The sequence below is a fragment of the Paenibacillus sp. LS-5 genome (genome assembly GCF_056121505.1).
In genome coordinates this window covers 312,819-337,799 of the sequence record NZ_JBWAVA010000001.1, presented here as the reverse complement: position 1 = coordinate 337,799, position 24,981 = coordinate 312,819, and the positions used below count along the sequence as shown (strand labels likewise).

The following is a 24,981-nucleotide window of genomic DNA, read 5'->3' as shown; positions in this document are numbered from 1 at the left end:
TTGTCTACTCCATCCCCGAATCCAATATCGCCTGTTCAGTGAGCGCATGAATATTGCCTGAATGTATATTATTTGCCTGCGGAAAAGCAAAACTGGTATAGACAATATGCGCAACTCCGGCTGTCCTAGCCGCATCAATTACACGCCTGTGCCCAGTCAGGCGGACTGCATCATCTGTGTTCGAGCTGGAGATCAACAGCAGCTTGGACACTCCAGCCAAAGCGGTTTGCAGTGTTTCCGGCCGATCGTAATCGGTGCATCGGACTTCTACCCCACGATCCGCAAAGTGTGCGGCTGCATCCAAATTCCGTGCTCCTGCAATGATTTCACAGGCTGAGAGATGGGTTAGCAGATTCTCTATAATCTGACTGCCTAGTTGGCCAGTAGCTCCAGTAATCAGTGTGGTCATCTTCATTCCTCCTCTAAAATGCATAATGTATATCACGATAATAGTTAAGCCCTTAACTAAATGAGTGAAGCAGGAAACGGAAGGACATCCTGTGAGTCGTATAGTTACAGCCTACCAGGTACTCGATTTCATCGTTCATATAGCTTAGCGTCTTGCTGGATATACACTTTTATGACCGGTTCAGCTTTTGCAGCAGCATCGTTAGCTGTCGAAGTTCTTCTCCATTTAGCCGGCTCATCCGTCCAGCAACGGCCTCGCGATTGCCGGGAAGCTGCTCCGTCAATAGGACCCGGCCGGCAGCGGTTAGTGAAATCACTGACTTTCGTCCATCCTGGGCGTGCTCAGTCCTCGCGATATAGCCATCCCGCTTCAGCGGGGTCAGCAGCAGGCTGATATTGGCCTTGGAAACTCCGATTTTGCCGGCAAGTACCGAAGGAAGCATCGTTCCACCTTGCTTGGCAATCTCCACGAGCACACGAATTCTTGCACCATTTAATCCCTTGGACTGCCAGTACTTCTCAGAGACAGCCACCATATTGGCGGTCGCCTCAACCAATGTGAAAAAGGCTTCATTCGGCAATGGCAGGTTCAGCACGTATTCCTGCAGATCATCTTGCTGAAGCTCATCTTGCTGTAAGTTCCCCTCTTGTAGATCTTTCATACTTTCTGTTCAGCTCCACTTAGTTAATAACTTAACTACTTCTGTTCAAAAATAACGTAAGCTGCTGTAAATGTCAAAACAAAATAAACCCCCGTGCCTCAAAATAGGAGAGGCATGGGGGTTTATCCTTTTTATATCAGAACAGGATTTCCGTGAATCGGCTCTTCAATGTAACGTTTGCTGCCTTCCAGCCTTACCTCAAGCTTGATCAGTTCGGAGCGGCTTGCCAAACGTATTGGAGGCCCCCAAGTTCCGTACCCGGAGGAGACAACCACATGCAGCTTATCCTTGCGCAGATAACCCCAGTCCAGTTCAAACAACCGTCTGGTAATCCAGTGGTTCGGAGCAATTTGACCCCGGTGCGTATGTCCTGACAACAACACATCCACTCCTGCCTTGGCGGCGATATCAAATCCAGTGGGCTGATGATCCATCATAATCACAGGGCGGGACAGATCCAGTCCTTCCAGCAATGCTTCCACGCTTTTACGGCCTGCGGGTTCCATCGTCTCGGCTGTTTTATCCTTACGCCCTACAATGTACAGACCGGCGGTATCTATTACTTCGTCCTGCAGAACTTTGATGCCGATGCTGTCCATAAGCTCAGTGTACTGTTTAATCGAGCCTCCATAATATTCATGATTGCCCAGTACAGCGTATACGCCATGGCGTGCTTTGAGCTTTCTGATCTCTTCACTCATCCCGTTGCGGATAAACGGCTCAATACTGTCATCCAGTACATCCCCTGCAAGCAGAATCAAGTCGGGTTGCATCCGGTTAATCTCAGCTACCATACGGCGCAAATGGCGGTTGCCGACAATGTTGCCCAGATGAAGATCTGATGCGACCGCTATGGTCAGCGGAACACTGGTTCCAGTTGACTTGTCAATCTGAATCGGGTGATTACGCACAACTGTACTCCAGGCATTGCGCGAACCCCAGATTAGGAAGATGGCCAGCAGCAGAACAAGTGTAGTCCCCGCCTCCGAAGTGAAGGACGTACGCTCGACCCCCATGAGACCAAGCGCCCAATAGAACAAATCCGTAAGCGGAAGTACAATAATGGCAAATTCCATGCAGGCCAGATAATATGAGCCTATGACTTTGAACAGCCGGGCAACCGGCTTCACAGCCTTCGGCCAAGGAACCATTCCAATCATATAAGCAAAAGCGATAAGCAGGAACAGCGGCCAATATAGACCTGCATGAATTCCCGGCAGCCAATTTTTCAGCAGATACCATAAATGCAGACCGATGTAGAAATTCACAAGTCCCAGCACAAGCAGCATGACCAGACCCGACGCGAGCATACGCAATATTTTCATCATTCCACTCCCTTGACTTGCAGTTTATCTGAATCTCTATTTCAAATGATAACACAAAGCATTCGAGTAGTATAAACTCTGCTCCGGCACTCTAATAAAGGCCAAAAAAAAAAGAAAATGCCCTGCGTCATCTTCTCTAATCAAACCGTTCTTACAATAACGCCTCTAAAAGAGTAAACTAGTAAAAAACGTAAAAAAGCATTGACTGCTGCCAATGCTTTGGCCGAAAGAAGGGGCAGTATGAGTAAAATGTCAGTAAATAGACCGAACCGTCCTATGTTTATCCGCAAAAGTTCAGGTGCTGGCTGGAGTCTCAATCCCAATCACCCGATCACCTGGAGTGTATTGCTCGGTATATTGATCATTATTGTATATACAATATTTACGCATTGAAGATTGTGCGAAAAGCGCCGAGCACTCTCTGATTCGGAGAATGATCGAGTACGGCAAATACGATCTGGTTAAACAGGCTTTGATAGCCTTCATCCAACAGCACCCGTCTGAACCATTCCGCAACTTCGCTCGGATTATTACGAAAAACTCCGCACCCGTATGCACCGAGTACAATAGTCTTGTGCCCATTATTAGCGGCAACAGCCAGAATGTAGCGTATGCGCTCCAGCATCACGGTTGGGATCATTCCAATCTCCTGAGGCTCCCGCTCTCGGACTACTCCCGCATTTACTGCTGGTGCGGTAATGAAAGATACCGCATACGGTTCATCCAGCAGCTGATCCTGGCTGTCACGGATGACAGGTACCTTAGGTGAATGAATCATATAATGCGAGTATAGACAGGTTTTACGGCCTCGGTTGTATTGATACATTTCATTTTTCGCGGCGATGGACAGATAAAGTGCAGAAGCTCGGGCCAAGCTTTCTTCTTGGGCTTGGCTTCCTCCCAGGAAGCCCCCACCCGGGTTCTTCGCTGATGCAAAGTTCAGACATACCGTCTGCTCCCCGCCCTCTTTGACAACTAATCGGTAAGCGGCTTCCAAGGTGGATTCACTGGTTATAGTCAGCTTCGCGGTATGCATCGCATCTTTCTTCATATGCTCCGTAACAGCTGCGTTCAGCTGAGGCAGCTCGTCCGGTGCATACAACATGGTATCCGTGATGGATGCTCTCACACTTTCAGCTATGTCGATATGCCGTCCCATCCGGTTAACGTAATTCCCCTTCTCCAAAATATCCAGTGTTTCTTGCGCAATTGCCGCTCTTTTATTCCTCGGATTTAAGTTATTCATCTTATATCTTCACTCCTTAACCCGGGTTATACCGGGGGTAGTTATTCCAGTAACAGGTCGTCCCGAAGCTGCGTCAACACTTCTCCAAGCCAATTAGTGCCTCTCCAAGTATCTCTGTTTCGGATTCTTGGGTCGTCTTCGGCCAACCCCACACCCCAAATGCGGTCCGTCGGACTGGCTTCCACTAGTGTCGTTCCCTTAGTATTCAGCAATAGCTCCAGCAGCTCTTCATTCTGCAGAAATTTCTCGCGGTTTCCCTGGTAGACAATCTCTTTGCAGTGAGCATTCCACTCCGTTTCCTTAAAGCCGCTCACTTTACGTCCCAGCTCTTTTTGCTCCCTGGGTGTTCTTGCCCGCAGAATCTGTCTGGCCGTTTCTTCATCCTTGAACAAAAGAGCTTTGCCATACATCATGTATTGCTCTGCACAGTTGAAGCTATTCTCTTCTACAATGAAATTGCAGGGATACCACTGCGAAAACGGTGATCCGCTACGGTAAAAGTAAGTAAAAGTCTCCATTTGTAATTCTCCATTCTATAATTTTACTCATTTTTAATTATGCATCCCGGTCTACTTTGTACCGGTACAGCTTTGAAGGCCGGTGTCCGGCATCTTTGGTGAACTCTTCGGTTTCAGTTACACGATCGGCAATTTTACGGCGGAAGGCGGGGGCCAAGAGCTCTCTGCCGAGTATAATTTCGTAGACCCGCTGAAGTTCGGACAATGTAAATAAGGGTGGCATCAGATTGAAAATAATATCGGTGTATTCCACCTTGCCCCGAAGCCGTTCAATGGCATACTGGATCATCTTCAAATGATCGAATGCTAGCCCGTGATTCTCTATAATCTCCCGCCGCACACGCCGGACATGACCTTGCACAGTCTCGGAAACAGAAAGGACACCGGATAATACAATATCCTCTTTCTGTAGGATGATACGAATCTGCTCATCCTGTTGATAACCACCTTCAAGCTCTTTGCGGCTGGACTTCAGCACATCATAGGCAATCTCGAACCAACCAGCGTCATCCGCATCATCCCCAGCCTGAACATCAAGCGCAGTCCGGTCAACAAGTGCCATATATGAGCTGCTGATCACGCGTAAGCGCGGATCTCGGTTCACATCACCCCATGTGTAGAGCTGCTCCATGTAGACATTGTCTATATTGGTCTCACTATGCAGCTCCCGGCGGGCAGCATCCTCAAGGCTCTCGTCAACAGAGACGAATCCTCCCGGTAGCGCCCATTGACCCAGAAACGGGTGCTCACCGCGCTGAATCAGCAGCAGCTGAAGTGATTTCTCGGAGAGCTTGCGGTAGTTATCCTGCGCCTGCTCCATTACGGTAAAGATCAGCATATCCACCGTAACAGATGGACGCTCATACATCCCCGCATCATAACCCTGCAAAAATTGTTCCTCGGTTAAGCCATTTCGGTCAGTTAACGGTTTGTTGGACATGTATATACTCCTTTGATTTATATTAGGAACTATCTTAGATTTTTAGTTATTATCTATGTGTTATTATCATATTGTTATTATATATCCAATTCCACTAGTAGAGTCAAGTATTTGTTTTATCAAAAGTCGATGACGAAGGATTGAGATATCCATACAAAAGGCGTAACCCCCATCGTGGTTACGCCTCTTCACAGTTCCCGATTTTCAGTTATTATGCCGGATTTATCGCAAATAAGGAATGAATATTCCCTTCAGGATCGGCAAAGAAACCAGTGGTATGCCCCCAAGACTTGACTTGCGGCGGCATGATGTCAATGGCTCCTTTCGAAATGAATTCATCGTACAAAGTATATACTTCCTCTGGCGAATCACATTGAAAGTTAAGCTCAGCGGCTTGTCCGCTTCGTTGTTCTCTGAAGGAAAAATGATCGTTGGTATTCTCCGCCATAAGTGATTTGGAACAAATGGCTAATCGCACTCCTGAATTGCTGAATTCTACGTAATGCTCCTCTTCTACAACAATCGTGAACCCCAGGACTTCATGATAAAACCTTGCTAAACGGGCAACATCATCAGCGAGTAACGTAAGACCTTCCAAATTCACTTTTTTCATTAGTATAGCCACCTCCAATTTGAGTTAAGCATACTACAGATCCGTTACAAATTATGGAACAATTTTTTTGTTGAAAATGGATCTTCAGCTTCAGAGATCTGTTCGTCCTTTACACGGGTTCTATATGTACCAGCACATTGGAGACCTGGTGCAGATTTTTCAGCTGATCCTCTATTTCCTCGGTGATATCATGGCTCTGGATAACGTTTAAGCTGGAGTTCACAAGCACTGTAGTATCCACCAGCACATTATTTCCATGTATTCTGGCTTTGATATCCTTAATAGATTCTACCCCATCAATCTTAGCAACCGTCTGTTTCATTAACTCAAGCTCACTGGCATCAAAGCCGTCGGTAAGATCATGAGTTGCCTTGCGGAAGATATCCCAGGCCGTCTTACAGATCAATCCCCCGACAATTGTAGCGGTCAGCGGATCCAGCCAAGGCAGACCGAATTGCGAACCGACAATCCCGATAAAAGCGCCAATACTTACAAGAGCATCCGAACGGTTATCCTGGGCAACGGCCTGCATCGCGTTACTGTTCAGACTGCGGGCCAGTCTTATGTTATACATGTAGACAGCGAACATCACTATAGCACAACCAGCTGCCGTCCACGCGGCTACAAGATCCGGTGTTTCCAGTGCGGGCTGAATAAATTTGTTCACACCTTGATACAGAACTTGAAGCCCTACAACGATCATAATAAATGAAGCGACCAGCGCTGCCACGGTTTCCGCTCTGAAATGACCGTAGCTGTGATTGGAGTCCGGCGGTCTCCTGGAAATCTTGAGTCCGGCCAGAATAGCCAGTGAGGCAATAATATCCGTGCTGTTGTTCAAGCCGTCGGCAAGAAGTGCCTGAGAGTTTGAAAATGTACCGATTAACAGCTTGATGGCAGACAGCAGAATATAGGCAAACAGACTTAGCCAGGCCCCTTTTTCACTTTGTTTGATGTCACTGTAGTTTTCCAAGCAAAGAACCTCCAAAGAATAGTATCGTTCTATCCTACACGCTAACAACCGGGTGGGTCTAGAGAAACAGTGTTGCAAGAACCCGTAAGTGTTCCCCCAGCTAAATAGAGTTGGAAGACCGGAAGTGTTTTGCCGCATGTAACATTGTTTGCCCTCGTTCAACTTCAGCCTTTTCCCATTCCTTCTTCACTTTCCAACCAGGCAGCTGTAACTTTTTTCTATTTTTCTAGTCTAAGGATAATAAGCATCTTTCCCCTGATAGAAACCATATCTATTTCGAGTACAAAAGGAGCGCAAAAAATGAACAGACTAAAGCTCAAACAAATGACTTTAGTTCTCGCTGGCATGGGAATAGCATTGCCCCTGTATGCCGGAGAACTGTTGCCCGTTGCTTCTGCCGAGAAGGCAGAGGCCAGTATTGGAAATTCTTTTTACACCAAAGTTACAGCACCTGTCCTTAAGCCGTTATGGTCTATCACCACGGCCACTGTGCCGAACGATATTCCGTCTCACTCCGTTACTGCTGTCGCAGAAAACGGCAAGGTTTTTGCGCTTCAGCAGAATAAAAAGTTATTTGCGCTGAATGCAGCTACAGGCAAAAAACTTTGGGAATACGGGAGCGCCCTTGCACCGATGTTCACGTATAGTAAAGGAACGATATATGGACTGACACAAGCCGGTTCGCTGTATGCTGTAACAGAGTCAGGGCGAAAAGTCTGGACGACTTCTTTATCTTTGCCTAATGTATCCAGTATTCAACAACTGGGAGCCACTATTTATGTGACTGAAGGGCGACAGCTAGCTGCGGTGGAGGCTTCCACCGGCAGGCTTAAATGGAAAATTGCGGAGAACAGCAGTTATGAGGGATATACAGACCTTATTGAAGAGGACGGGGTACTGATCCGTCTTTATACCAGCGCTGGAGTCTTAACCTTTCCGTCGATCATAGCTTATGACTCCCAGACGGGTAAGAAACTATGGGAGCAGTACCGGCAGAGCATGCCGCTGGCTATTCGCGATGGATTATTGTATTCTGTCAAGTCACTGGAGATGCTGGATGAAGATCCTGTGAACCGTAAGGTTCTGGTGTCTATTTTCAACCTGAAGAGCGGGCAGCTCAAAGGTGAACGTAATTACCGCTGGACAGACAATAACACCCCTCCAGACGGGGGATTCCGGTCTGGAGGGGCGTATGGTACAGCATTTCTGGATGGCGACAACCTGTATGTTATGCAGGGCCGGAAGGTCGCCCGGTATAACTTCTGGAATTATACTGAGAATGGGAAACCCCTTAAGCAATGGGATCAACCCTTATCCGGCAGTATATTTCCTCTCTACAAGGTAATTCAGGACCGGCTAATGTATTACAATTATAGCGATCAGACCCTGATTGCCATGAAGCTTGCAAATGGACAGGTGATCAACATGAAGCAAGGCGAGAATCCTTCCGTACAAATGGATATCTTCGGCCAGACCATGTACAATGGACAATCTGACGGATTATTTCATGCCTTTGACATCATCAGCCAAAAGCCTCTGTTCACCGTCAGAACTTCTTCCCGTGAATTCCAGCCTTCGCTAAAAACAGGGAATATTCTTATTGTCCGGAGCGGAGGTACCATGACGGGTATACAGCTGCCTGCCGGGATTCAGTAGAAACTGCATTTCTTATTCAGCCGGAGCTACAAAGGTGCGTCCTGCGAATTCAGCATCCAGCATGTAGAAGGCGTTGCTGTCGGTTTCAATCCGCTTCAGCTTGGCGATGATATTACTGAACAACGACTCTTCTTCTACCTGCTCATCGATGAACCATTTCAGGAAATAGATTGTGGCATGTTCACGCGCATCGAGTGCAAGATCAGCAAGATGGTAGAATCTTGAGGTGTTCTGCTGCTCATGGGCGAATGCATGTTCAAAGGCATCCAGCATGGATGTATACTCATTTTTGGGCTCTGGAAGGGCAGCAAGTGTCGCCCGGAAATCACGGTCATTCAGGAATTTGTAGATTTTCATCGCATGGAACCGTTCTTCTTCTGCCTGGATCAGGAAAAAATTAGCGAAGCCATCGAGACTTTCACCGGAACAATACGCAGCCATCGCCAGGTAGACATGTGCGGAATAAAACTCAAAATTCATCTGTTCATTAAGCGCTTTTACCAATTCTTCTTTCATGATCAAGTTCACCTCTTCATATAAATTTGTGTGCCTTGCAGCCATTCCTATGTAGCATATCTCAACCCCATCTTAACACCTGCACTTGTGATCCAGCAAACATTAAGGAGGAGCAGTTGCCAATGACCCTTATCGATGAACACAGCAAGACATCGGTTCGAAGCTATAAAATGGTTACTCTCGCTATGGCCGTTACTTGCCTCCTCATCAGCAGCGGCTGCAGTGGAAAAGCTGGTTCTAGTCTAGCAGCAGAGCCTCAGGAGGTCCCTTCTACCGCTTCCCCGTCTTCTGTTAATCCACCTTCCCGGCAGACGGAGACCGTCTCACCCTCGGCTAATCAGTCTCCTCTACCGGTGACTTCGGCTTCACCTGAGCCTGCTGTCTCTGAAGGCATCAGGCCCGCAGACGACATCGAACAGCAGATAGCTACTATGCCGCTAGAAGACAAAATCGGCCAAATGCTCCTCGTAGGAATTGACGGTACTGAAGTGAGCGCACAGACGCAGAACATGATCACTACAGATAAGGTTGGCGGCATCATCCTGTATGCGGATAATATTGACAACCTAAAGGGACTGGTCAGCCTCACCAATGGGCTGAAGCGAAGTAATGCTGGAAACCCTGCACCGCTGTTTGTCAGTGTCGATCAGGAAGGCGGCAAGGTCAGCCGCTTGCCGGATGAATATGCCAAGATCCCTGCGAATGGAGCCGTTGGCGCAAGTGGTAATGCGGAAGCAGCGGAAATTATGGGCAAGCTTCTTGCCAGAGAGGTCCAGGGTGCAGGGTTCAATATGAACTTTGCTCCGGTACTGGATATCAACAGTAATCCTGACAATCCGGTGATCGGAGACCGCTCCTTCGGCAGCACCTCCGCGAAGGTTATCAAGCTTGGCATTGCTGAAATGAAGGGGATCGAGAGTGAAGGTGTGGTCCCTGTCGTTAAGCATTTCCCCGGACATGGAGATACATCGGTCGATTCCCATTTGGAGCTTCCGGTAGTGAATAAAACAGAAGCCCAGCTGGCAAAGCTCGAATGGCTGCCCTTCCAGGCCGCGATTAAGGAGCAGACCGATGCGGTAATGGTGGCCCACATCCTGTATCCGAAGCTGGACCCTGACCGGCCTGCTTCCTTATCCAAAGTCATCGTCGGACAATTGCTCCGGAAGCAGATGGGCTTCAAGGGCGTGGTCATTACGGATGACCTGACTATGGGTGCTATCTTGAAGAATTACAGCCTGGCTACGGCTGCTGTGAATACAGTACTCGCGGGCAGTGACATTCTGCTTATCGCCCACGAATACAGCAATGAACAGACTGCGCGAAAAGCCCTGCTGGATGCTGTGAGGAGCGGTAAGATTTCGGAAGCCAGGATTGATGAGAGCGTCTATCGGATTCTTGCACTGAAGCAGAAATACAAGCTAACAGACGAGCCTATTCCTATCCCTAAGCTTACCGAGCTTAACAAAGACATTAAAATATGGCGCAAAGAAATCTCTTTATAACAACAAAAGAAGTAATCCTTCCACTCTTGTGGATAGATTACTTCTTTTTGCATGCCGTGGCTGTTAGCAATGGATCGACTGAAATATTGTCTTTCTTACTGAAGCACTACGGTGTCACCCGGTTTCAGCCCGGTCAGCACTTCTACCATATCTGTGGTTTCCAGTCCGGTAGTAATTTGTTGCCGCTCTGTTTTTCCGTTGCCTTTGTCCACCATAACGTAAGAAAGATCTCCTTCATGGATGATAGCAATGTTTGATACCGCGGTAACATTTTCTTTGCGTAAGGTTTCTATCTCGCCAGTTAAGCTGAGACCGCCAATTAATAGCTCATTCGGTTCAAGTGAAATGACCACTTCGAACTGCGGGGTTTGGTTGGTCGTTGTATCCTTGGCCGATACCGTCGTCGCGAATTTGGATACCTTTGTTACTACTCCTGACAGCTTGACATCCTTGGAAGCAGTCATTTTGACTTTTACTTTCATACCTGGCTTAATGCTGAATATATCCTGTTCACCCACCAGAGCGATAAATTCCAATTTGCTGAGGTCCACTATTTTGCCGATGTACTGATTGTCAGTTACCATTTGTGGAATCTCACTGGAATTGTCGAACAAGAAAATCCCCGAGGCTGGGGCACGGTAGCTCGCCGCTTGAATCTTCTTCTTTTTATCCGCAATTTCACGTGCTTGAATCTCCGCATTGACCTGATTCAAATCATCGCTGATTCTTGAAGTCTCTTGTGTCGCAAGAGTCTTTAACCGCTCAGCTTCAGTAGAGCCTACAACGGCTGTCTCCTCATTCTGCTGGTTGATAAAGGCATTCAATTCGGCTTCCAGCTTAGCTTTGCGGATCGTTGCTTCCTGGGTGGCAATGTCATTCTTGAGCGCCTCCGTATCCAGCGTGTACATCACAGAGCCTTTTTTTACTTGTCCGCCGTTTTCTACTTTCCAGTCTGTTACTTTGGAAGCAAATGGAGCATAGACCAGGGTTTCATGCTGGTATTTTGAAGTGCCTTTAACCTGTATAGATTTTGTCATCGTTTCTTTGGTTACCGGGAAGGTAATAGCCTGCATCGGTTCTTCAGGCGCAACCTGCTCTTTGGGTTTATTCATTTGGTTATAGATAAAATAACCTGCGACAGATAGTATCACCACTAGGATACTCCACTTTATGATCCTCTTCATTCCTGTAACTTCCTTTCAGCTTATAAATGGCTAGTCCCGTTTAATCGCAGTGAGCGCATTGGTTCTTGCAGCACTGATTGCCGGATAAATCCCTGACAACACTCCTGTGATTACTGCAAAAACAATGCCAAGGGGTATTGTGGTCAATGGAATAGAAACGATAAGGCTTTCCCCAGTACCCAGTGTCATTTCTCCTGAACTGCTGACCAGCTTATTAATGCCTTCCACAATCAAATATGAAAAGCCGATTCCGAGTACTCCTCCCATAAAGCCCAGCAACGCGGACTCCATAATGAACATCGTGCGAATTTGCCGCATGTTGGAGCCCAGCACCTTCATAATCCCAATCTGGCGCCGCCGCTGGTGTGTAGACATCGTCATGGCTACTATGATAGAGATGGAAGCAATAATCAGGATAAATCCGCCGACTCCTAAAGCCACCATTTTAAACATAGCGAATTGTGACTTCAGTTGTTCCAGTTGATACAGATTGTTGCTTGTATTTAAAGTTAGTTTCTTAATCAGTGTCTCTACCTGCGGTAAATTCTTCTGGTTATCTACCCGAATAAGTGCTTGGTTGTAAGTTTCACCCGATCCGGCATTTTCCGTCTTCATGTTGAATTCTTCCTTAAGTCTGTCAAAGGTTTCTTGGGATACATAAATCTTCTTATCATACATAGCTTGATCCGCGCTCATCCCATCCGCTTTTTTCAATATGCCGACGACTTGAAGCTGGGAACTGAGATAGGTTTTTGGAGTATTGTTGTCAAAATTACTGTAACGAAACTGAACCTGCTGCTGGTACAAATCAGAAGGCATTCTGGATAGTTCATCGTACTTCTGCATCACTTCAGGGTCGTAGGCATTAGTGTTCATCTGTTCGAACAGCTTTTTTTGAGTTTCTATGTCCATTAACCCGATAGTAGCACCATAGTTAAGTACTAAGCTGCCTACTTGTTTACTAGGTACCCCTTTTTGAAAAGAAAAGTCATATTTGGTCAGCAGGGTAAGATCAGTTACAACTAAATTGAAATTGGATATTTTATTGTCAGCGGTTATGATCTCAAAATATCCTGCATCTTGAAACGGCGCGGCAGCCGCGACATGTCTGAGTCCCCTGATAATATCCAGCTTCTGTTCAGTCAGCTTGCCGACATTCGAATTCGCCCCTGTTTTGACCGCACCTTCACCGCCACCTTGGGAGACTCCTTCATTCGGTGTCACGGTAATCTCATCCATTCTAAATTGGGCAGTTACTTCGCGGCTAACATAGCCTTGCACAGAGTCGCCAAGACTCAAGGCCACGACAATAGCCGAACAGCCGATAGAGAGCCCTAGCATACAAAGCCCCGTAACTACCTTTCTCCGTTTAATCTGGCCCCACGCCAAACGCGTTACATCAAGAATTCGCACGGTCCGGCTCCTCCTCTAAAGGTTCTGATTCAGCGGAACCATCTCTCTCAGTAATCATGTGTCCGTCACGAAGTGTAAAAATACGCTGCATATGCGCTGCCACCTCAGGCTCGTGCGTAACTACAATGAACGTAGTTTTTATTTTTTTGTTTAAATCTAACAATATACTTATGATCTCTTCTTCTGTTTTGGTATCCAGATTACCAGTAGGCTCATCCGCAAAAATAATAGACGGTTCCGTAATCAGCGAACGGGCAATACTGACCCGCTGCTGCTGGCCTCCGGAGAGCTGGGTGGGAAATAACTCGGATTTATCAGGGATACCCACTGCTTCTAACAAAGCAAGTGATTTTTTTCTGCGGACCGACGGAGAGACCGATTGGAAGACAAGAGGAAGCTCCACATTTTCCCGTACCGTCAGGCTGGTGATCAACTCATATGCCTGAAAAATAAACCCGATATTTTTGCGCCGGAATACTGCCAGCTTGTTCTCCCCCATCTTCACGATATCCTTGTCGGCAATGTAAATATGTCCTTCTGTCGGCTTCATCAGACCCGCCATTAAATTCAGCATTGTAGATTTACCGGAACCTGAGCTGCCTAGCAGGGCAACCATATCACCAGGTTTCACCTCGAAATTGATGTTATGGAGCACAGGTGTTACTTCACTGCCGCTTTTAAACGTATGTGATACATTCTCCACTCGCAACATAAGCTGCTCCTTTTTATTCTTTGATATCAGTGCTTGTCTTTAACTCGGTGGTTGCTGGTCTTTCCATCTTCAGAACGTAGGCCTGGTTGGCCAGCTCGATCCGCTCACCTTGGAATTCATCATACAGTTTGATGGAGTATGTTCCGCCAGTCAGTTTTTTGTACATTTCACTGCTGAAGGTCAAAGAAAACTTGTTATTTTCCCCTTCCATCAAATCCGTTCCAATCGTAATGCTTTTCTCTTGCGTCTGTCCGTATGGATCCGTCATTTTAAGTACAAGCTTGTGATTGAATGCTCCTACATCATAGCTGATATCACGCAGCAGGCTGTAATTCATGTTGATATTAATCGTGTCGCTGCCGCGTACATTGCTGCCTTCTGAATTAAGAACGGACAATGTATAAGGATATAAGGTAACCTTGGATAAATTGTTAACCGGTGTTATGTACTGCGGACTCAGTTCCAAGGCAGAGACATTAATGAAACCTGTTGATTCCTGTCCAGGCTCAGTCAACTTGTTCCCGGTGATGCCGGGTCCAATATATAGGGTTACATCCGAGGCATCTACTGCTTTTGGGAGCTTTGCCCAGAATGTTACCAGTTGCTTGCCGCCAGGTGTTGCCGCCGTGTCAGGCTGGATTGGTGTGGCCTCATATAGTTGACCGTCTTCGGATTTAAAATAAGCCTGAAGGCGGGCCATTTTACTTTGTCTCTTTTCTTCGCTGCTCATGAACAGTTCAGTGTAGACAATGTTAGAGTTAACACCTTGGTAGATGACCGTTTTGCTCTCCTGTACTTTGGCATTTTTACCTTTTCCGGCAATGGTATAGCTGCCACCTCTGTCAACCTTGTATACGGCATCTGTTACACTGCTCGTGTTCAACGACAGAAAGGGCACAGTCTCTTCTTTCACGACGGAATACAGATTGACTCTCGTTGACTGGAACTCCGTAGTATAAGGGATTTTGCTAAATACATTAACCACCACACTCTGCCCTGGAGCAATAGAGGAACCTTCTTTCTCTATGAATAATTCCGTTGATGCCGTCAAGTCGTTATTATCCAATTTGAGAGCACCTTTTAGTTCTGGCAGTGTTAGATTTACTGACTGCGTATTGGTAATGTTCAACTTGGCGATCAGAATGTCGTCATCTTTCCATGGATAACGCTGCAGGGACAGCAAGCTATAGCCGAATGTACCTGATGGATTGGTGATGGTGTAATTCATATTTTTTTGAGCATCCGTACGTAGTGTGTACGGAATGGCAAAATAAGCGACAGGAATGGACAGCTTAGCCGTCGCGCCTGGCGATACTGTAGGGCCAGAATTCGCACCTGAGCCCCCCGAAGTCCCTTGATTGACTTGAGCTCCAGAACTGGCCGCATCGCTGCTGCTGACTGCTTCAATCATTTGCAGTTTCAGTGTGTTCTGTTCCACTTCAAGTGGAATCTGGGCTGTAAGTTGTACTACCTTTTCCTCCATGGGCTTCAGCTTGACCCCGCTCACACCGCTAGAGCTGATAGGGAAGGTTGTCCCTTTTGCGGATCGAACCGAGAGGTCATAAGAAGGTAGAACCACCGCTTGTTTGCCGGCATTTTTAATCCGGAACTGGAACGTCCATATCCCTGTAGCATCTTCAGCATAGACATTTGCTGCAGTTAACTGAAATTCGATAGTATTGCTGTTGATGCCGACCTTTTTGATAGCCCCTTTGCCTACGTTCAGGTCAGGGGTTGCAGCCGCAGGAAGCTTGGACGAAAATTTAGCGAGATCAAGCTTAAGCGTCTCATCCCTCTGAACATATTGTATCTTCATGTTGTCGGTCTTTAGGTACGGCGGAATCTCGGTTAGGTAATAAATGGTCTTCTTTTCCTGGGGCTGAATCTTATAACCTGCCTGCGAATTGTCGAGTGCCAGCTCGAAGGCTGTTCCTCCAGCAGACATTAGGTATGCGGAATAACCTGGGTCCGAGAGTACCTTATTCCCCACATTGCTGAAGTTAACCCCAACCTTTGCGAATACCTTGCCTCCATATTTATAGAGCTGTAGGGATTCCGAAGCAGCAGTGACTGGAATGTTGTTAATGGTGAGCTGCTGTTTTTGGCCGATGGCTGCACTCGATGAGTAATTAGCTGGAATACTTAGGGCTCCCGCATGTCTCAGGTAACCTTTGCTTTTGGGGTCCCACACATACATTGTAACTTTAAGTCCGTTAAGTGAATTTATTTTGCCAATGTTAACATAGTAGGTTACCCGTTCGGTTTGTCTGGATACGACTTTGTTCTTAGCCGAATCGGCGGTCACTGGATTGCCCGGAATGACAGAGCCTCCAGAAGTAACTACTCTCGAAAAATAGTGACTCAGACTTGCATTACTGCCCCCTGCGTTTGAGTAATTCAGCGTATACGTTAGAATATTCCCTCCCGCCTGAGACCAGAGAGTCACATCTTCTAACGTAGCTTTGACATTCGCCTCCAGCTGGATGGAGCCCAGATTCTTGGGGACGGCGCTTATTGTAGATACTGCAGATCCCTGAAAACCGCCGTTATTTACCGGCGCAGAGGCGGCTGATGCAGGATTAGCAGACAGTTGTCCAATAGCGAATGTGCTTAACAGTAACGCGATATATGTAGTTCTAAGCTTTCTCATTGATTTCCTCCCATGTACATTTGCTAGGAATAATTATAGTGGTTGAGAATCAGGTAAATGTATCCAATTTGTAACCATAGATTTCAATCTGTAACTTTCACATGAAAATAGAAATCGTATGTTAAGTCGAAGTTGATCCAAATGCAAGCCTATATTGGTTGGGGGGCATTCCCTCAAACTGTCTGAATACTTTAATGAAATAGCTCGATTGGGCAAAGCCAGCCTGCCGCGCGATTTCTGAAACGGAGAACTCAGTAGATACAAGCAGCAGTTTTGCTCTGGCTAAACGGCATTCTGTCAAATAGCGGTTCGGGGTCTTACCCATGACTGTACGGAACAGACGCAGAAAATGATAGCTGCTGTAACCCGACAACCGGGCCATGGTCTCCAGTGTCCAGGTCCCCGCACACTCCCTGTGAATGAGATTCGCTGTGTTGCGGATGGAATGCCTAACCTCCAAAGAAACTGCGCCATTCTGCGGTTCGGAGTTTTGCAATAGTGTAATCAAGATTTCATATAACAGCGCCGACAGCTTCGGTTCGTAACGGGTCTCGTAGGAAGTGCCAAGCCGGTACATCTCCTCAAATAAACTTTCCAGCCCCGCTTCCGGATCAAAGGTGAAGAAGTAACCCCTCGACTGATCGGCCTCCTCCAGTAATGGCAGCGGCATACCGGTTCCAAAGTGCACCCAACGTACATCCCAGGGCTGGCTCAGAGCAGAACCGTACTGTTGATAAGCGCCTCTGGGGAAAAGAAAACCTTTGCCTCTCTCCATCGGAATCCGTTCCCCCTCATGAAATACATAACCTTCCCCGGCAAAAATCAAATGGAGATTATAGCTGTCCAGGAATCCTTCCGCTCTTCTTTCCGTATGCTGGGGAAATTCGGTGTAGTGACCCAGAAACTCTGGATAACATACATATTTGGTGTAAGCCGGTGTTGGCAGATAACATTGATTTCTCATTCGTTCAGTAGCTCCCCTCAGTGCACTTGTGTAATCTCGCAATATCGTCATATAAAAGCAATATTTTGTTATATAATGTTCATTTCACTTGATAATACAATAGATATGTAAATGAAATAAAGCATATTTTTCATAATATCAGTGAGTCTGGGACACAAAAAAATGAAGTATTCTCTATCCTTTGGAGGTTATGATGAGAAAGCCCTTAACAAATGATCAGTTTGAGCTTGGCGTATGCTACTATCCTGAACACTGGCCGGAGGAACTCTGGGCAGATGATTACCGCCGTATGGTTGAAACCGGATTCACAATTGTCCGGATGGCTGAATTCGCCTGGAACCTTTTTGAACCTGAAGAAGGTGTCTTCCAATTCGATCTGTTCGACAGAGCAATCGATCTAGCTCATAGCTATGGCCTTAAGGTAATTCTGGGTACACCAACGGCTACACCCCCCGCCTGGCTTACCGAACGTTACCCTGAGGTGCTGAATGTTACTTATGACGGAGTGACGCTGCACCACGGCATGCGCCGTCATTACAATTACAGCAGTCCCAAATACCGGGAGCTCTGCGCCAGAATCACCAGACAGCTCGCCCAGCATTATAGCAGTCATCCGGGTGTGGTTGGCTGGCAAATTGACAATGAACTGAATTGTGAAATTAATGTATTCTATTCGGAGAGCGATCACCAGGCTTTCAGGGAATGGGTACAGGCCAAATATGTAACGCTGGAGAAGCTGAATGAGGCTTGGGGAACTGTTTTCTGGAATCAAACCTATAACAGCTGGTCACAGGTTTTCCTGCCGCGCCCAACCCCTTCAACCATGCAGCCTAATCCGCATCAGGCGCTGGATGAGAAGCGGTTCATTTCAGATAACACCATTGCCTTTGCCAGAATACAGGCCGATATCATCCGGGAATTGGCCCCTTCCCAATGGGTAACCACCAATGGACTGTTCGGACATTTGGACAGCCATGAGCTGAATGATCAGCTTCTTGATTTCTTCAGCTATGATTCCTACCCGCAGTTCGCAAGTATCAGTACGGATCCAGCCGAAGCAGAACCGCTGCTGGACCGGAGCTGGAGCCAATCATTGACTGCGGTCCGCTCGATCAGCCCCAACTTTTGCATCATGGAGCAGCAATCCGGCCCTGGCGGCTGGGTTAACCGGATGGATATGCCATCACCCAAACCTGGTCAAATGAGGCTCTGGACGTATCAGTCCATTGCCCATGGAGCAGACAAGCTGCTCTACTTCCGTTGGCGGACAGCCACGGTGGGCAATGAAATTTATTGGCACGGCATCAATGACTATCATAACCAGCCAAACCGCAGGGTCAGGGAGGCAGAACAGATTGGCCGGGAGCTGGCTGCAGCTGGTAAACATATTGTGGGTACCCGCTCTAAAGCGGATATCGCCATTCTGCGTGACTACGACAATGAATGGGATGGAGAATACGATGTTTGGCATGGACCTTTTACGTGGCAGAGCAACAAGGAATGGTTCAAAGCACTGCAGAAGCGACAAATCCCGAACGATATCATCTACATGCGCAGCAAAACCACCATTGACGACCTGATTCCATATCAGGTTCTGGTCTATCCGCATCCGGCCATTATGAGCGATGAGACAGCAGAAATGCTGGATCAATATGTGCAGCAAGGCGGAACGCTGATTTTTGGCTGCCGGACCGGCTACAAGGATACCCGCGGACAATGTTATATGCGGCCTTTTCCAGGTGCTGCGAAGGACCTCTGCGGCATCAGCGTTGAAGAATTCACCATGGTCAAAGGCACCCGTCTTCCTACCTCCATCCGCTGGGGTAACGATTCCGGGGTACTTACCGGGGCAGATGCATTCAACGATATTCTTCATGTCGAAGAGGACACAGTCGAGGTGGTCGGCACCTATGCAACCGATTATTATGCCGGCAAACCGGCAGTCACCAGAAACAAACGCGGCAAAGGAGAGGTGTGGTATTACGGCGCTGTTTTTAACGCGGAAGCAGCCCTCCAGATCATAGACAGACTTTCGCTTCACTCCCCTGTAGCGGAATGGCTGGAGCTTCCTTCGGAAGTAGAGCTGCAAATCCGCAAAAGTGAAAATAACAGTTATGCGTTTCTGCTGAACTTCAGTGAAGAACCTGCAACGATTCAGCTCAAAGAACAGAGAACGGATCTGTTGACTGGTGATGTCATCAACGGCTCATACAGCCTTGAAGGCTTCGGAGTACTGGTGCTCTACTAAAGTTGGTTAATGACTCCTCCATACCGCAGTTATCTGCGGAGGAGGAGTCTTTTTAGTAATTAGAGTTCTCTCTGTAACTGGATATCTTCTTATTTCACTTATCATCCTATGATCGTTATTCTCATAAAACAGAAAAGAGACCGTTCCGAAGAACCGTCCCTCATAAATCATAAGTTAGTAATTACTTCACCAGACTATTCAGATAAGCATCTGCTTCTTCAAAAGTCGGATAATGGACAGCAAACTTTCCGAATAATCTGTTCATCTGCATCTTCCACACCTTGGAGTTCGCAACATATACCCATCCACCCACTCCATGAGCGACGGCTATCTCACCTGTTGGCGCAAGCATGGAAGCAACCTCAGGGGTGAGAATGGATTGGGACTCCGTTACATCAGTGACTCCAGTGAAGCCCGGTTTCAGTTGCTTCATGGCTGCTTTAAAATCAGATATATAAGCTGGGACATCCGTTTCCGTAAGACCAAATGCTTTTACAACCACTTGATTCTTGGCTACATTAACTTCCATTGTGTAAGGCATATTATTTCCTCCTGTATCCGTTCGATCCTCTATTTATCCCAGAACCTTTTGACAAAATCTCCAATATTCCCGATCGCTTCCTGCCCTTCCGGAAGTAGAGCGGACATCATCTGGAACACGCTCCACAGGTTCTCCCATATTTCCAGTTGCACCTCACCTCCGGCTGAACTTACACGCTCTGCGAGCCGTTCGGCATCACTCAGCAGCACTTCCTGATCCCCGACCTGTATCAACAATGGTGGCAGCCCACCCAGTTGAAGCCTTAGTGGCGAGAGCAGATCAGGCATATTCCCCTCATATGCTCCAAGATAATCCAACAAGATTCTCTGATTGCTCTCCCTGCTTCCCGTAGGATCCAGTTCTGCTCTGCTGTCATAGGATTCCCCGTCCAGATGGACAAGATCGCCGTGTGGGGAGAGAAGAAATGCGGCGGCAGGCAATCCCTCACCTGTATCACGTAGCGTGATCAGGGTCATGAGTACGAGAGTGGCACCTACAGAATCCCCGCCCAGAATGATGTCTTCCGGCAGGAGACCCTGCCGCAGCAGCCAGAAGTAAGCAGTTAGACAATCTTCATTGGCTGCAGGATATACATGCTCGGGTGCAAGACGATATTCTAACGTAAACACCTTCACACCGCTGGCGGAAGCGATTCTTGCAGCCAGATCACGATAGATCTCACAATTGCCGGAGATGAATCCTCCTCCATGAACGTAGAGTATGGCCTTTTTCCTGTCCTCTGCGGCATAGTCTTCCATAACATTAAGCCATTCTCCTGCAACACCATCCGAATCAACTCTTTCGAAGGATACTCCATGAAGCGGTGGCAACCGTGTGGCGGATTCGGCCATTTCCTGACGGATTTGAACTGCTGTTTTTCCAGCTGTTCGATTATTTTGTTTCAAATATTGCTTTATGGCTTGAAGCATTTCCTTGGAGCTCTGCATCCTTCATTCCTCCCGGCATTGGCCTGATACCTGTATTGTAAACCCTGTATCAGGGTACAGAGTCAAGCAGGATCAGAATCGCAACACCTATGAACGCCTCCCGAATTTTTATGTATCCATTCTAAGAATTTGCAGGGTTTCCTTCACACCGGGATGCTGTTCCGCAGATTCAAGGTTTAATTTCAGATTCTGCAGAAGCAGTCTGGTACCCTCACGTTTGGCAATTTCCAGATCCACAGCAATCATCTTCCGCTCAATGGCCATAATGAAATCTGTAATGCCTATACTTCCTTCCTCCGACTTAGCCAGCGCTTTTTTGATTTCACGCAGCGTGAATCCGCAATTCTTGGCATTCTGTATAAAAATGATCCGGGTGAGTGCCTCCTCTGTATACTTGCGATAACCCGAGGCCGTCCGCTGCGGCTGGGGAAGCAAGCCATGCTTCTCATAGTACCGGAGCGTTTCAATATTGACCTTCGCTGCCTTTGCCAGTTCTCCACGTAAATAGGTAACCATGGATTCTCTCTCTTCCTCCCTTTGCTGTTTCTGACACGGCTATAACTTCAGCTTTTCCTTCAGCTTTAGTACTTCTGCTTCCGAAGGCTCATTCTCCCCATATCTGGCCTGATTATAGAACTGGAGAAGCTGATCGGAAGTGGCGTCAGCAGTAATTGTTGGATGTCTATGCTGGCTTTTCTGGCTCTCACTCCACTTTTCAACATCTTTCAGAGTCTCCTGAGGGGTAAGATAGCTTCTCTGCAAATATCCTTTAGCACGTTTGTTCTTCAGCCAGTGGCGGTATAGCCAGCGGGTCTGCTCACGCCCTCCGTTCAAACCTTCCCAGCGATCCCGCCTGGATGCAGAAGTTGTACGGTTCCGCCAGTACTCTCTCACGCCTTGAACCGTCTTCTCCCAGGTGAAAATACTTTTTTCTTCGTCTTGATATGCGGTATTGTTCGATGGTGATTCTCTGCGGAGTAAGGCTAACACAGAGTCGATGAGTCTTCGCCACACTCCACTTGAATTACGGTATAACCATCGTAGGCCAAAAAACAATATTATGATCAACACCGCTGCTCCAATGGCATAAAAAGCAACATTCAGAATCATCGCCAGCAGTCCAGGCTCATGAGTATCGCCTGGGGGCATATCAGGCATTACAGGTGGCGGAGCATCCAGCTCCGGCGCCGGCTCATCGGAGGCGGAGAACAGCCGGCTCACCCAGCCGAAGAAGACCTTCACGGCACGCCAAATTAATAGTCCCAATACTCTGCCTGCCCCCGCTGCAAGTAGCGCCGCCACTGCAATGAACAAAAGAACAAACAAGCGGTTATGCCGGCGAATCCCTCCCGGAAGCGGAGAACCGGCTCCTGTGAATGAGCTGTAATGCAAGTGACTAGTGTTAGAATCCAAGAGGGCCAGAATTAGACAGAGACTGCCGCTCCAGGTCAATTCTGTAACACTTGGCTGAAGCAGTGGAATACGATCGAAAGCAATTACAGCTACAAAATATACTGCAAGCCCAGCTATATATATGCTAATCCTGCTGCTACGGCTCCCGGCAGTTATGCCAAGATAGGCTGATATCATAGCACCTGCATATAATGGGATTTCTTCTAATGAAAATGATCCTGATAAGATTCCTGCCAGCACACCAAGCAGAAGTGCTGCCAAGAGCTGCTTCCACTTCCGGTCGCAGAACTGATGAAGCGTCCCTCCCGCCATGGATATGAGCGGCAGGGTATAGATCCATGGCAGCAACGCAGAACCGGACTGCAAATACTTCTGTAACACGATCCATACAGGGAGGAACAGCAGCCATTCTACAATACATGTCAGGTAGAGCTGCAATGTATATTTCAAGTGTTTTGGAGCTTGCAGCCTCATACAATCTCCCTCCCTTCCACAGGAATTTGCAGCCACTCTACACCATTCCCGGATAGTCTTAGCTGTTCGACTGCCTGCTGAAGTTCAGGACCGAGGTGACAGGAAATAATGAGGTAATCTGAGTCGGTGTTTCCTTTCTCCGCTTCCTGCTCCAGCAATCTGCTCATTGGCATTGTCCGATCCAGCTGCAGCCTTGCCAGTAATCCTAGAATGTCATCCAGCCGTCCCATAGGTTCAGCATCTACCGGATCATTCGCACCGCCTCCATCCAGCCTTCCGTTGCTGAGGAAGCCGGTTTCGATACCATGTCCAATGGCATAATCTGCTACTGTAGCGACATAACGAATGCCGAGCTCAATCCGCTCCACATCTGTGACGGTTCTCCACATGGAATCACTGATCTCCATGTTCAGGCAGATCACAAGCCTGGAATCAGCAGTATACTCCTTTTGGTGAACCTGCATCCGGCCGGTACGGGCTGTGGCTTTCCAGTTCAATGACCCCAGCGAATCGCCAGGATTGTATTCACGTGTCCCTGCTGTAAGAAAGGGGTCCTGAACAATCCAACGCTTGACAGGGAGCTCACCCAGCCAGCTGTGTACAGGAAGAGGCAGCTCGTACAAGTCCACCAACATAGGAAAAACCATAAGTTCAAGCTGTAAGGGGAAGGTTTGGGTGCTGCGGCTAAGTCCGAACAAATCCCCAGTGGTCATGGTAGCCGTATCCAGACGGAACAGCCCGCGCTGTAGACAGCGGACCTTGTGTGTACGTTTGATATGGCGGAAAGCCCGTAGGTAGAATAGGCTCAAATGGTTCTGATAGATTTCACCACTGCTGATGCCCAGATTCTCCTGACTTCCGAATTCGAGCCCCCGGGCGATGCTGGACTCCAGACGAAGCCAGGGCAGCGGCAACAACTTGCCATTGCTGATCTCTTCCACCATCTCCACTGTTTCTCCCTCAAACACCGCATCAGAAGAGAAATAACGGATATAATTCACCTTCTTCAGAGCATTTCGCTGATAAACCGTGGAGATGAACAGCATCAGCAGTAGCGTGCTGATGATAAACCAGGGCAGTGTCATGATTTAGTCCACCCTTCCACCTCTGGCGGCCGTTAGAGGCTCAGCGGGAACCTCAACCTCACGTAGTACTTGCTGCACAAGCTCTGCCGCCTGTCCTTCACGGGAACCGGGGCCGCGCTGCATCAGCAGACGGTGGGCAAGCACAGGTATCGCTACTGCCTTGATGTCATCGGGCAGTACATAATCCCTTTCCCGGAGGAGTGCGTACCCCTGGGCAGCACGAAGCAACGCGAAGCCCGCACGGGGGCTTGCACCTAGTCTGACTGCAGGAGCTTTGCGAGTCGCTTCAACAATGCTAATCATATAACCCAGAAGGTCATCACTGACAGTAACACCTGCGGCAAGTCTCTGCAGTTCTTGAATATCACGTCCGGTAGCTACAGCTACTGTATCCTGCAAAGGATGATTCCCGCGGAATCTTTGAAGAATATGAACTCCCTCTTCATAGGTTGGATAACCTGTGGTGATCCTCATCAGGAACCGGTCCAGTTGTGCTTCCGGCAGCGGGAAGGTTCCCTGGCTGTCCACTGGATTCTGTGTAGCAATGACAAGAAAAGGCGCTTCCAGCTCATGAGTCAGACCATCAATGGTAATCTGCCGTTCCTCCATGCATTCCAGCAGGCTTGATTGGGTCCGGGGAGTTGCACGGTTAATCTCATCCGCCAAGAGAATGCTGGCGAAGACGGGACCAGGACGGAACTGAAACTCGCCTGTTTTCTGATTATAGTAATTGATTCCGCTAAGATCCGAAGGCAACAGGTCTGGAGTGAACTGGATGCGCTTGAAGGAGCAATCCAGCGAGCGTGCCAATGTTTTGGCGAGTAATGTTTTACCCGTACCCGGCACATCCTCCAGTAGTACATGTCCGTTCGCCAGCAGGGCGGTCAAGAGCAGATCTACCCCTTCATCTTTACCGACAATAACTTTAGCCAGATTGACCCTTATTGCTTGTATCCGTGCGTTCGCTTCCTGAAGCATCATGAAGAATAAC

Annotated in this window: 24 protein-coding genes; 4 read left to right on the top strand and 20 right to left on the bottom strand. The window is 47.8% G+C overall.

Going from position 1 to position 24,981, the window contains the following annotated elements:
* Positions 1–4: 4 nt before the first annotated feature.
* From AC0MA3_RS01580 to AC0MA3_RS01570, 3 genes are all read right to left on the bottom strand, one after another.
* Complete coding sequence (locus AC0MA3_RS01580) at positions 5–409, bottom strand: NAD(P)H-binding protein (RefSeq protein WP_474654927.1); 405 nt, start codon at positions 407–409, stop codon at positions 5–7.
* Between the two features lie 169 nt (positions 410–578).
* A complete protein-coding gene (locus AC0MA3_RS01575; protein WP_379152710.1) occupies positions 579–1,070 on the bottom strand; it encodes a MarR family winged helix-turn-helix transcriptional regulator in 492 nt (163 codons plus the stop codon).
* Positions 1,071–1,201: 131 nt separating this feature from the next.
* Positions 1,202–2,395, bottom strand: a complete 1,194-nt coding sequence (locus tag AC0MA3_RS01570; protein ID WP_474654926.1) for a metallophosphoesterase — start codon at positions 2,393–2,395, stop codon at positions 1,202–1,204.
* A gap of 240 nt (positions 2,396–2,635) precedes the next feature.
* On the opposite strand from AC0MA3_RS01570, the gene AC0MA3_RS01565 reads away from it, so the two are divergent.
* Positions 2,636–2,788, top strand: coding sequence for a hypothetical protein (locus tag AC0MA3_RS01565; RefSeq protein ID WP_474654925.1), 153 nt, complete (start codon positions 2,636–2,638; stop codon positions 2,786–2,788).
* Here AC0MA3_RS01565 and AC0MA3_RS01560 read toward each other — a convergent pair.
* The 5 genes from AC0MA3_RS01560 to AC0MA3_RS01540 form a co-directional block, all read right to left on the bottom strand.
* The gene (locus AC0MA3_RS01560) at positions 2,778–3,641 is read right to left on the bottom strand and encodes a TIGR02452 family protein (RefSeq protein ID WP_474654924.1); all 864 of its coding nucleotides are present in this window, start codon (positions 3,639–3,641) and stop codon (positions 2,778–2,780) included. The genes AC0MA3_RS01565 and AC0MA3_RS01560 overlap by 11 nt on opposite strands.
* A 41-nt stretch (positions 3,642–3,682) precedes the next feature.
* Entirely contained in the window at positions 3,683–4,159 is a 477-nt protein-coding gene (locus tag AC0MA3_RS01555; protein ID WP_474654923.1) for an NADAR family protein, read from the bottom strand.
* Positions 4,160–4,196: 37 nt separating this feature from the next.
* Positions 4,197–5,099: an NUDIX hydrolase gene (locus AC0MA3_RS01550; protein WP_474654922.1), complete on the bottom strand. Its 903-nt coding sequence runs from the start codon at positions 5,097–5,099 to the stop codon at positions 4,197–4,199.
* 211 nt (positions 5,100–5,310) lie between these two features.
* A complete protein-coding gene (locus AC0MA3_RS01545) occupies positions 5,311–5,712 on the bottom strand; it encodes a VOC family protein (RefSeq protein WP_474654921.1) in 402 nt (133 codons plus the stop codon).
* 109 nt (positions 5,713–5,821) lie between these two features.
* Positions 5,822–6,685, bottom strand: a complete 864-nt coding sequence (locus AC0MA3_RS01540; protein WP_474654920.1) for a cation diffusion facilitator family transporter — start codon at positions 6,683–6,685, stop codon at positions 5,822–5,824.
* A 300-nt stretch (positions 6,686–6,985) separates the two neighbouring features.
* Between AC0MA3_RS01540 and AC0MA3_RS01535 the strand changes: the two genes are divergently transcribed.
* A complete protein-coding gene (locus tag AC0MA3_RS01535) occupies positions 6,986–8,341 on the top strand; it encodes an outer membrane protein assembly factor BamB family protein (RefSeq protein ID WP_474654919.1) in 1,356 nt (451 codons plus the stop codon).
* 12 nt (positions 8,342–8,353) lie between these two features.
* Here the strand turns inward: AC0MA3_RS01535 and AC0MA3_RS01530 are convergent, their stop codons facing one another.
* Positions 8,354–8,857, bottom strand: coding sequence for a ferritin (locus AC0MA3_RS01530; RefSeq protein ID WP_379152726.1), 504 nt, complete (start codon positions 8,855–8,857; stop codon positions 8,354–8,356).
* A 122-nt stretch (positions 8,858–8,979) separates the two neighbouring features.
* On the opposite strand from AC0MA3_RS01530, the gene nagZ reads away from it, so the two are divergent.
* The gene (gene nagZ, locus AC0MA3_RS01525; protein ID WP_474654918.1) at positions 8,980–10,359 is read left to right on the top strand and encodes a beta-N-acetylhexosaminidase; all 1,380 of its coding nucleotides are present in this window, start codon (positions 8,980–8,982) and stop codon (positions 10,357–10,359) included.
* A 95-nt stretch (positions 10,360–10,454) separates the two neighbouring features.
* Here nagZ and AC0MA3_RS01520 read toward each other — a convergent pair whose 3' ends face one another.
* From AC0MA3_RS01520 to AC0MA3_RS01500, 5 genes are all read right to left on the bottom strand, one after another.
* Entirely contained in the window at positions 10,455–11,543 is a 1,089-nt protein-coding gene (locus AC0MA3_RS01520; protein WP_474654917.1) for an efflux RND transporter periplasmic adaptor subunit, read from the bottom strand.
* Positions 11,544–11,573: 30 nt separating this feature from the next.
* Positions 11,574–12,956 (bottom strand): ABC transporter permease, encoded by a 1,383-nt coding sequence (locus tag AC0MA3_RS01515; RefSeq protein WP_379152732.1) that lies wholly within the window; start codon positions 12,954–12,956, stop codon positions 11,574–11,576.
* A complete protein-coding gene (locus AC0MA3_RS01510) occupies positions 12,943–13,668 on the bottom strand; it encodes an ABC transporter ATP-binding protein (RefSeq protein ID WP_379152735.1) in 726 nt (241 codons plus the stop codon). The genes AC0MA3_RS01515 and AC0MA3_RS01510 overlap by 14 nt, the downstream gene beginning before the upstream one ends.
* Before the next feature lie 13 nt (positions 13,669–13,681).
* Complete coding sequence (locus AC0MA3_RS01505; protein WP_474654916.1) at positions 13,682–16,318, bottom strand: hypothetical protein; 2,637 nt, start codon at positions 16,316–16,318, stop codon at positions 13,682–13,684.
* A 121-nt stretch (positions 16,319–16,439) separates the two neighbouring features.
* Complete coding sequence (locus AC0MA3_RS01500) at positions 16,440–17,282, bottom strand: helix-turn-helix transcriptional regulator (protein WP_474654915.1); 843 nt, start codon at positions 17,280–17,282, stop codon at positions 16,440–16,442.
* Between the two features lie 193 nt (positions 17,283–17,475).
* Between AC0MA3_RS01500 and AC0MA3_RS01495 the strand changes: the two genes are divergently transcribed.
* Entirely contained in the window at positions 17,476–19,530 is a 2,055-nt protein-coding gene (locus AC0MA3_RS01495; RefSeq protein ID WP_474654914.1) for a beta-galactosidase, read from the top strand.
* 181 nt (positions 19,531–19,711) lie between these two features.
* Here the strand turns inward: AC0MA3_RS01495 and AC0MA3_RS01490 are convergent, their stop codons facing one another.
* From AC0MA3_RS01490 to AC0MA3_RS01465, 6 genes are all read right to left on the bottom strand, one after another.
* Positions 19,712–20,071, bottom strand: coding sequence for a hypothetical protein (locus tag AC0MA3_RS01490; RefSeq protein WP_474654913.1), 360 nt, complete (start codon positions 20,069–20,071; stop codon positions 19,712–19,714).
* Between the two features lie 29 nt (positions 20,072–20,100).
* On the bottom strand, positions 20,101–21,018 hold the full coding sequence (locus AC0MA3_RS01485; RefSeq protein ID WP_474654912.1) for an alpha/beta hydrolase: 918 nt from the start codon (positions 21,016–21,018) through the stop codon (positions 20,101–20,103).
* A gap of 108 nt (positions 21,019–21,126) precedes the next feature.
* Positions 21,127–21,534 carry a MerR family transcriptional regulator gene (locus AC0MA3_RS01480; protein WP_474654911.1) on the bottom strand — a complete coding sequence of 136 codons (408 nt, stop codon included), beginning with the start codon at positions 21,532–21,534 and terminating at the stop codon, positions 21,127–21,129.
* Positions 21,535–21,573: 39 nt separating this feature from the next.
* Positions 21,574–22,905: a hypothetical protein gene (locus AC0MA3_RS01475; RefSeq protein ID WP_474654910.1), complete on the bottom strand. Its 1,332-nt coding sequence runs from the start codon at positions 22,903–22,905 to the stop codon at positions 21,574–21,576.
* On the bottom strand, positions 22,902–23,990 hold the full coding sequence (locus AC0MA3_RS01470) for a DUF58 domain-containing protein (protein WP_474654909.1): 1,089 nt from the start codon (positions 23,988–23,990) through the stop codon (positions 22,902–22,904). The genes AC0MA3_RS01475 and AC0MA3_RS01470 overlap by 4 nt, the downstream gene beginning before the upstream one ends.
* A 3-nt stretch (positions 23,991–23,993) precedes the next feature.
* Positions 23,994–24,971, bottom strand: a complete 978-nt coding sequence (locus AC0MA3_RS01465) for an AAA family ATPase (protein ID WP_474654908.1) — start codon at positions 24,969–24,971, stop codon at positions 23,994–23,996.
* Between the last annotated feature and the right edge of the window lie 10 nt (positions 24,972–24,981).